An 8,735-nucleotide genomic window follows, 5' to 3' on the forward strand; every position below is an offset into this window, starting at 1 on the left:
TCATGAAACCTTGGCTAGAACGACTAGGGTATTGTAGTGCTTGGGTGGCTTCTTTAAGCGCTCAAGCCTCTGAGATGACTTTCGAGTGGGATTGGATGCTGAGTGCCGAAACGGTTCAACAGCGAGAGACGGTCTTTTCTCCAATGACAGACAATAAACACCAAGAGTCGTTTAATGGATTATTGGATGTTCAAATCGGTTATCAGAATTGGAATGCGGTGGTGGCTCTTAAAGGCAATGATCTTTATTCCCAATCTAGCATTCAATCAGAAGATAAAAGTGCAGAAGCTGAGTTAATTGTCAGTGAATTATTTTGGCAAAGCAGCATTGATATTACCGATATTCCATTGGATTTACAGTTGGGTAAAGTAAGAGTCGATTGGGGTGTTGGTTATGGTTATCGCCCGCTGGATATTTTTACGCCTTATCGTCGAAACCCTGTTGGTATACAGGTAGAGGAAGGGGCCGGTGTCGCTTCGGTCTCTTATTTTGATGATCAAGGTGAATGGTCGTTAATTTATACCGACTCATCATGGACGCAGCAAAAAGGAAGTGAGTTAGAAGAGCAAAGTGAACAGCAAGGGATTGGTATAAGACGCTATGCGTTAGTGGGAGATACAGAATACCAATGGGTCGCTTATTATGATGATGTTCGACAAGGGTTATTGGGCGCAAGTGTTGTTACAGTGCTAGATACCGCGTGGGAGTTTCATGGATCGGCAGTGTATCAATCCAAGTATCTTTCTTATCAGCAGCCAAGTATCACACGTTATTCTGTCACGTTAGAAAAAGAAGAAAATGCCTATCAAGCGCTAGTAGGGTTAACTTGGGCAAATGAAATCGGAAGCAGTATCGTTGTAGAGTATTGGTATGACAGTCGAGCATGGAGTAAAAACGAGTGGAATAATGCGCTTACTGTAGCAACACCTTCATATCAACAAGGCTTTAATCATGTCAATATGGTTCAACATAACATGATGTTTCATTGGAGTTTGGATTCTAACGCATGGACAGCGTGGCAGTGGAGTAAAGACATCTCATGGTTAAGCCAGTTTACCCCAACATTTGATGTCTTGTATTCACCAGAAGATAACGGAGTGATAGCAACGCAATGGCTAAATTATTTGCTTCATGATTCAGGTGATTCAAGTGTGGAAATGGAACTTGCCGCGCGTTTTTTGACAGGAAAAAGCGACTCAGCGTATGCAAATTTATCCGATAAGCATATGCTGTTACTGAATATAAAAGGACGATTCTAATGAGTGAGCGAAAAGAAACGATACTGCAGTTAGTAAAAAGTTTACTTATCACAACGGTATTCTGTGTGGTTATCGCCATGATGACGAGCAATATTTGGCCATCACCATTTTATGAGCACATCATTATTAGTTTGGGTTATGGCTATAGTGCCGTTTTATGCTCATTTGTCTTAGAGAATAACTTTCCCACTTTAAAAAAAGCCTATTCCACCGTATTAGCTATGGTGCTTTCTATCACACTAGGTACGTTTCACGCATCATTATGGCTAAATAAATATGACGATTTCGCCACCTTAGAAGCACTTCAGCCCATTGTATTATTAGGGTTAATCTTTACTGCTATTTGTTTCTATTACTTTCACGCAACTGAGAAAACCATGTTAGCAGAGCAAGCGTTAGCACTCTCTAAGCGTAAACAGTTAGAGCAAGAGAAAGCACTAGTATTAAGCCAGTTAAGTCAGCTTCAAAGTCAAATTGAGCCACATTTTTTATTTAATACATTGGCGAATATCAGCGCGTTAATTGAGTTAGACAGCAACAAAGCAAAATTGATGCTAGAGAAGCTGACGGATTTACTTCGAGGATCGTTAAAAACAAACCGGAATCCATTAATTACCGTTGAGCAAGAAATTGAGCTATTAAATGCTTATTTATCGATTCAACAGATCCGCTTAGGGGATCGTTTAACGTATAACATCGATAATCAAATCATTGAGCCTATTTCTCTGCCACCTCTGTTAATTCAACCTCTGGTTGAAAATGCCATTACTCACGGTATAGAGCCGAGTGCGCAGGGAGGACAGCTTATGGTTCAGTTTAAGCAAGAGAATAATCAGTTTATTGTTGTTATCTCTGATAATGGTATTGGATTGGAGTCAGTGTCACCAAGTAAAGGGCATGGGATGAGCTTAAATAATATCAAACAGCGGTTGCATGACTTGTTCGATGGCAGTGCTTCCGTTCGTATCACTGAAAATAAAGACGGTGGTGTAAATGCAGAGCTGATTATTCCATCTGATAAACTGCTTCAACTAAATAAGGAATATTCATGAGTCAATCCATTGCCGCCGTTATTGCCGATGATGAGCCATTATTGCGCTTTCATTTAGAAAAAATGTTATCCGATCTTTGGCTTGATTTAGATATTGTAGCGGTATGTGCTAACGGTAAAGAAGCGCTTGAGGCAATAGAGCAACACCAACCGGATATCGCCTTTTTGGATATAAAAATGCCAGAATTAGATGGCATGGCATTGGCGACAAAATTACAAAAAAGTACCGTAGCGCCGTTAATTGTGTTCATTACCGCTTACGACGAATTTGCGGTAAAAGCGTTTGAAACTAATGCGATTGATTACGTATTGAAACCCATATCTGAAACCAGACTTGAAGCTACCTGTGAAAAACTGAAACAAAGGTTAACTCAGCAAAATAAACACTCAGATCCTAAACAAAATCAAGATGTATTGAGTGATCTTTTTGCTCAGATACAGCAACTGTCTGCACAGCAACAGCCAGAATATTTACGTTGGATTAAAGCGTACAAAGGTGAAGATCTGCATTTAATTTCTGTTTCAGATATCTTGTATTTTAAAGCAGAAGATAAATACGTTTCGGTTTATGCCAAGCAAAATGATATCAATATAACGGAATACCTTATTCGCAGTTCGCTAAAAGAGTTACAGCAAAAGATCAATCCTGATCATTTTTGGCAAATTCACCGTTCAAGTCTCGTTAATGTTGCTCAAATAGAAAAAGTGAAAAAGGATTTACTGGGGCATTTGTGTGTTCACATTGGTGGTGTGAAATTACCCGTAAGCAGAAGTGCTCAAAGTTTGTTTAAAGGGATGTGATAAAGCAAAAATAACGCCCTATACCAATGAAAGTATTAGGGCGCTACTAGGCAGTTCAAAACGCAGATTTAAAGCGCTAAAACCAAGCTTTGATAAGGTGCTAATATCAACTCAGGGCCTAGTTGTGTTGTTGGTTCAAGGTTACTGATCAAGCATTCTACAGAGCGGTTAGCAATATGCTCAGGCAATGCTAATGTTTGTGGCTCTGCACTAAAGTTATTTAACACGATTAAGTGTTGCTCGTTATCTTTACGCTCATAAGCAAACACGGCAGAGTGCGTTTCAAACAAAGGAATAAAATCACCGTAGACAATCACGGGGTTCTGTTTTCTCAGTGCGATCAGTTTTTGATAGTGATAGAAAATCGAGTTTTTATCTTCTAGCGCTGCGGCAACGTTGATCTCAGGGTAATTCGGGTTCAGTTTGATCCAAGGTGTACCTTGAGTAAATCCTGCATTATCAGAGTTATCCCAGTGCATTGGTGTGCGCGCATTGTCACGGCTATTGGCATGAATTCCTTTCATCATACTCTCATGGCTAACCCCAGATTCGGTTTTTACTCGATAGAAGTTCAACGTTTCAATATCTTTGTACTCTTCTAACGTATCGAATGCGACGTTCGTCATGCCGATCTCTTCACCTTGGAAAATATAAGGCGTGCCTTTCATCATATGCAGAGTCGTTGCCAGCATTTTTGCCGACTCAACACGATATTGGCCATCACAACCGTATTTAGAGACAACACGAGGTAAATCGTGGTTATTCCAAAATAGCGAGTTCCAACCATTGTTGCTTAACTCAAGTTGCCATTTGATCATCACTTGCTTAAAGGCATTAAGATCTAATGGTTTTGGTTTCCACTTATCACCATCTTCCCATAGCAGAGTAATGTGCTCAAACTGAAATACCATTGATAGTTCATTACGAGCAGGGTTGCTATAAAGTTGTGCCGTTTCTGGCGTGGCATCCCAGGTTTCACCAACGGTTAATAGATCTTTATCACCAAACGTCGCTTGGTTCATTTTTTGAAGAAGTGGGTGTAGACGATCACCGTTACCGGTAATTTTCTTATCAATTTCTTTACCAATTAAATCGATAACATCTAAACGGAAGCCACCAATACCTTGGTCAATCCACCAGTTCATCATATCAAATACTTTTTGATGAACCGCAGGGTTCTCCCAGTTTAAATCCGGTTGGCGTTTAGAGAATAAATGGAAATAATATTGTTGATTCTCTTCATCCCACTCCCATGCTGTATCACCGAAGATAGACCCTAAATCATTTGGCGCTTCGCCGTTTTCACCAGCATCACGCCAGATATAAAAATCACGGTATTGACTATTTTTATCGCTTTTTGCTTCAACAAACCAAGCGTGTTCATCTGATGTGTGGTTAACCACTAAATCCATTACCACTTTAATGCCGCGATCTTTTGCTTGCTGCATTAAACGCTTCATGTCTTCCATGGTGCCAAATTCAGCCGCAATCGCTTGATAATCAGAGATATCGTAACCGTTATCATCCATTGGAGATTGATAAACAGGAGAAAGCCAAATGACATCAATACCAAGACTTTGCAAGTAATCCAGTTTACTAATAATACCTTGTAGATCACCAATACCATCATTATTTGAGTCACAGAAGCTACGAGGGTAAATTTGATATACAACACTGTTATGCCACCAACGCTTTTCCATATTTATTATTCCACTAACTAAAAGAAATTAAACGCAATATAGCGAAAAAAAACGGTGATGAATAATTGATAATTTGAACTCTGATATAGAAAAAATTTATATCATGGGTATTGTGAAGTCAGAATAATTACTGAGTGTTTATTATGGATAAATCATCACGCTATTTTTATGAAGTGGCTCGCCAAGGCAGCATTAAAGGCGCTTCTGAAAAACTGTTTATTAGTCAACCGACGTTAACGACAGCAATTAAGAAACTAGAAGAAAGCTTGGATGTGATTTTGTTTCATCGAAAATCCAAAGGGGTTGAACTGACAAGCTCTGGCTGGCTCTATTATCGTTATGTACAAGATTTGTTTGAAAAACACAGTCAAATGATGCATCAACTGACCGACATGAAAGCCAGAAGTCAGGGCAAGATAAAGTTAGGGATTGGTGAGGCGTGGTGGGAGTGCTTTGCTTCTGAAGTGATTAAACAATTTGTGGAGCAGCATCCAAATAACTCAATGTATATCGAGTTTGGTAATGGCCTCTCTATGTTAAATCAATTACTCAATGGTGATATTGATCTTTTTATCGGTCATGAAATCGAACATATCGATCCAAGACATCGTGTATTGTTTATGCCTTTATTTATCGAACAAGAAGCGTGGTTTGTAAGGGAAGGGCATCCATTGTTATCAAATGATCTAACATCAAATGAGTTGGATAATTACCCTTTAATAAAAGTCACCCCTGATCACATCAGACACACGAAGATTTTGAATGATGAAGGTATGGAAGCGTTCAACCTTAAACAGCAAAAAACAGGGGTTGTGTATGAACTTAACTCCTTAAAAGCCAGTATTGATATGCTAAAAACCAGTGATGCGATCATGCCTTATACCGATCAAGTTAAGGATAAAATGGCGGAGTTGGGGATTGTGAACCTTCCACAAGAGTCAGAAAAAAAAGGCAATGTTGGGATTTATACTAAAACAGAACAAGTGTCAGAAAGTATTCAGTACTTAGTCTCATTATTAAAAGGTAAATAAAGTAAAGATAGCCATGGGCTAAGACGATGTTTCAACGAAATATGTTACAGTGTGTAAATCTAAATATTAATAAGAGTCACTATCATGCCGAGCCTAGCTCATTGGAAAAATCCAAAAACCTTTTTGATCTTAATTTCTATTGTTGTGCCTATTGCCTTCTCTACATGGAATGCACTGTTGAATAACTTTGTAATAGAAAAAGCGGCTTTTACTGGTGCAGATATTGGGCTATTGCAAAGTGTGCGTGAGATCCCAGGTTTTCTAGCCTTTACTGCTGTTTTCGTCCTTCTTTTTATTCGTGAGCAGAAGTTCATGATCCTCTCTTTGGTGATGTTAGCGGTAGGTGTTGCGATTACTGGGTTCTTCCCAAGCGTATATGGCTTATTGTGCACAACGTTATTGATGTCGGTAGGTTTCCACTATTTTGAAACCTTAAAACAGTCTTTATCGCTGCAATGGTTAACCAAAGAAGAAGCTCCAGAGATGCTCGGTAAGCTTATCTCTATCGGTGCGCTTGCTTCTTTGTGTACTTATGGCGTGTTATGGGTATTGCTTGAATTAGTGCAATTAGAGTTTAAATGGATTTACTTCATTGCAGGTTCAATTGCATTAATCGTGACGATCTTTATGTGGTTATCGTTTCCAAATTTTGAAACCGAAACACAACAAACCAAGAAATTGGTACTACGTAAGCGTTATTGGTTGTATTACGCATTAACCTTCATGAGTGGTGCTCGTCGTCAGATCTTTATGGTGTTTGCTGGCTTCTTAATGGTTGAGAAGTTTGGTTATTCAGCTGCTGATATTACATTATTATTTTTAGCAAACTATGCATTTAACTGGTTATTTGCTAAGAAGATAGGGCGCTGGATTGGTGTCGTTGGTGAGCGCAAAGCATTAATGTTTGAATACATTGGTTTGATTTTTGTTTTTGTTGGTTATGCATTGGTACAAACCTCAGAAATGGCGGCAGCACTGTACATTATCGATCATCTGTTTTTTGCTTTAGCATTAGCGATTAAAACCTATTTCCAAAAAATTGCCGATCCTGCTGATATGGCATCAACGGCTGGTGTGGCCTTTACCATTAACCATATTGCTGCTGTGGTTATCCCTGTGAGCTTCGGTGTGATATGGCTTGTGTCACCAGCAGCGGTGTTTTACGTAGGTGCAACAATGGCATTTATATCATTTTTATTGTCACTCAATATTCCAGAAGCGCCACAAGAAGGAAATGAAACTCGCATTTTTAAGTGGAACTGATTAAAGTAGTTGTACTTAAGAAGGAAGAGGGAATGTAGGTATGAATATGATAACTCATGATCCTGATAACAAGTGTTATCACATAGCACTTGAGGGAAAAGCGGTTGCTAAAGTGTATTACGAAAAGAAAGGCAATATTCTCGATGTAATAAGCACGCGGATCCCTGATGAGCTACAAGGAAAAGGTTACGGCAAAGTAATGATGGAGTCGTTCTTACATGAGATGAGAACATCCAATTTATTGATCGTGCCTGTCTGCTCTTATGTGGTTCATTACATGAATAAAAACCCACAGTGGCAAGATGTATTAGCGAAATAATTGAAACCTAGGTAGAACGTCTATCTAGGTTTTTTTGTATTGGATTCAGATAGAAACAAGTTGATAAAAGGAAGTCATGATGACGTTAAACGCATTTATTGAAAAACTAAGCACACAGCCTGAATTGATTGAATTTACCGAAACCATGGCCGTTATTGAGTCTCACTATGACTTTACACCAACAGAATTTGCGAATGGTAATACGGTTAATTTGGCTGATCAAAATAATGGCTCATGTAAGATTTTTGCTTTCGCTTTATTAAATCAACTCAGTGTAGATCAAACATTAGCGTGTTTTGGACAATATTATCGTGAAGATGTGCTACAAAATCCAACGAATAATGACCACCAAAACATTCGTAATTTTATGGTAACCGGTTGGGCAGGGATTCAGTTTAACGCTCAAGCACTTCAAGCGAAATAATCACAAGAAAACCAATATAGAGAGACCATTATGATCAAACTTGCTGTTATTGGAACCAACTGGATTACTGAGCGATTTTTAGCGGCTGCACTAGAAGGTGGTAAATACCAACTATCTGCAGTGTATTCACGCTCACTTGAACAAGCTAAAGCATTTGCAGATAAATTTAGCGTCAATTTAACCTTTGATTGTTTAGATAAATTAGCGACGTGTGATGAAGTGGATGCGGTGTACATCGCAAGCCCTAATTCATTTCATGCTCCACAATCTATTAAGATGATGAAGCAAGGTAAACACGTCATTTGTGAAAAACCAGTCGCCTCAAATTACCAAGAGGCACAATTTGCTTATCAAACCGCACAAGAAAATAACGTGGTGTTGTTTGAAGCTTTTATGTCGCCATATTTACCTAACTTTCAGCAGATTAAGTCACACTTACCAAGTTTAGGGGCGATTCGAAAAGTACACATCACTTATTGTCAGTACTCTTCTCGTTACCCTAAATACCTTAATGGTGAAAACCCAAATACTTTTAATCCTGAGTTTTCAAATGGCTCGATTATGGACATCGGTTTTTATTGTGTAGGCTCTATGGTTGAGTTATTTGGTGAGCCAACATCAATTCAAGCACAGGCGCACCTGCTAGATTCCGGTGTTGATGGTAACGGCAGTATTATTTGTGGTTACGATGGCTTTGATGTTGTTGTCATGCACTCTAAGACCAGTGATTCTTATGTACCCAGTGAGATCCAAGGTGAAGAGGGGGCGATCTTAGCTGAGATGATCTCTATTGGCCAAAAAGTAACGAAAGTAAACCGTGGTGGAGAAACAGAAGATTTGACCCTTGAACAAAATGCCAATCCAATGTTTTATGAAGCGTTTAAATT

General features: G+C 39.0%; 9 protein-coding genes. 8 read left to right on the forward strand and 1 reads right to left on the reverse strand.

Translation table 11 applies throughout. The features are described from left to right. Positions 1 to 2: 2 nt before the first annotated feature. From PVK70_RS15340 to PVK70_RS15350, 3 genes are read left to right on the forward strand one after another with little or no spacing between them, the layout of a single operon-like run. Positions 3 to 1,259, forward strand: a complete 1,257-nt coding sequence (locus PVK70_RS15340) for a hypothetical protein (protein ID WP_130048874.1) — start codon at positions 3 to 5, stop codon at positions 1,257 to 1,259. Continuing rightward, positions 1,259 to 2,311 (forward strand): sensor histidine kinase, encoded by a 1,053-nt coding sequence (locus PVK70_RS15345; protein ID WP_130048875.1) that lies wholly within the window; start codon positions 1,259 to 1,261, stop codon positions 2,309 to 2,311. The genes PVK70_RS15340 and PVK70_RS15345 overlap by 1 nt, the downstream gene beginning before the upstream one ends. Further along, entirely contained in the window at positions 2,308 to 3,111 is an 804-nt protein-coding gene (locus PVK70_RS15350; protein WP_130048876.1) for a LytR/AlgR family response regulator transcription factor, read from the forward strand. The genes PVK70_RS15345 and PVK70_RS15350 overlap by 4 nt, the downstream gene beginning before the upstream one ends. Before the next feature lie 68 nt (positions 3,112 to 3,179). Here PVK70_RS15350 and PVK70_RS15355 read toward each other — a convergent pair whose 3' ends face one another. Further along, positions 3,180 to 4,811: a glycoside hydrolase family 13 protein gene (locus PVK70_RS15355; protein WP_130048877.1), complete on the reverse strand. Its 1,632-nt coding sequence runs from the start codon at positions 4,809 to 4,811 to the stop codon at positions 3,180 to 3,182. 143 nt (positions 4,812 to 4,954) lie between these two features. On the opposite strand from PVK70_RS15355, the gene PVK70_RS15360 reads away from it, so the two are divergent. The 5 genes from PVK70_RS15360 to PVK70_RS15380 all read left to right on the forward strand — a co-directional run. After that, entirely contained in the window at positions 4,955 to 5,842 is an 888-nt protein-coding gene (locus PVK70_RS15360) for a LysR family transcriptional regulator (protein ID WP_130048878.1), read from the forward strand. An 84-nt stretch (positions 5,843 to 5,926) separates the two neighbouring features. Then, positions 5,927 to 7,105 carry an MFS transporter gene (locus PVK70_RS15365; protein ID WP_130048879.1) on the forward strand — a complete coding sequence of 393 codons (1,179 nt, stop codon included), beginning with the start codon at positions 5,927 to 5,929 and terminating at the stop codon, positions 7,103 to 7,105. Positions 7,106 to 7,145: 40 nt separating this feature from the next. Next, positions 7,146 to 7,424, forward strand: coding sequence for a GNAT family N-acetyltransferase (locus tag PVK70_RS15370; RefSeq protein ID WP_130048880.1), 279 nt, complete (start codon positions 7,146 to 7,148; stop codon positions 7,422 to 7,424). Between the two features lie 76 nt (positions 7,425 to 7,500). Next, positions 7,501 to 7,848 carry a HopJ type III effector protein gene (locus PVK70_RS15375; RefSeq protein WP_130048881.1) on the forward strand — a complete coding sequence of 116 codons (348 nt, stop codon included), beginning with the start codon at positions 7,501 to 7,503 and terminating at the stop codon, positions 7,846 to 7,848. Between the two features lie 30 nt (positions 7,849 to 7,878). Further along, a partial coding sequence (locus tag PVK70_RS15380) for a Gfo/Idh/MocA family protein (RefSeq protein ID WP_274441638.1) occupies positions 7,879 to 8,735 on the forward strand: 857 nt, incomplete at its 3' end.

Origin of the sequence: Aliivibrio sp. A6 (assembly GCF_028765505.1) — a bacterium.
Taxonomy (GTDB): Bacteria; Pseudomonadota; Gammaproteobacteria; order Enterobacterales; family Vibrionaceae; genus Aliivibrio; species Aliivibrio finisterrensis_A.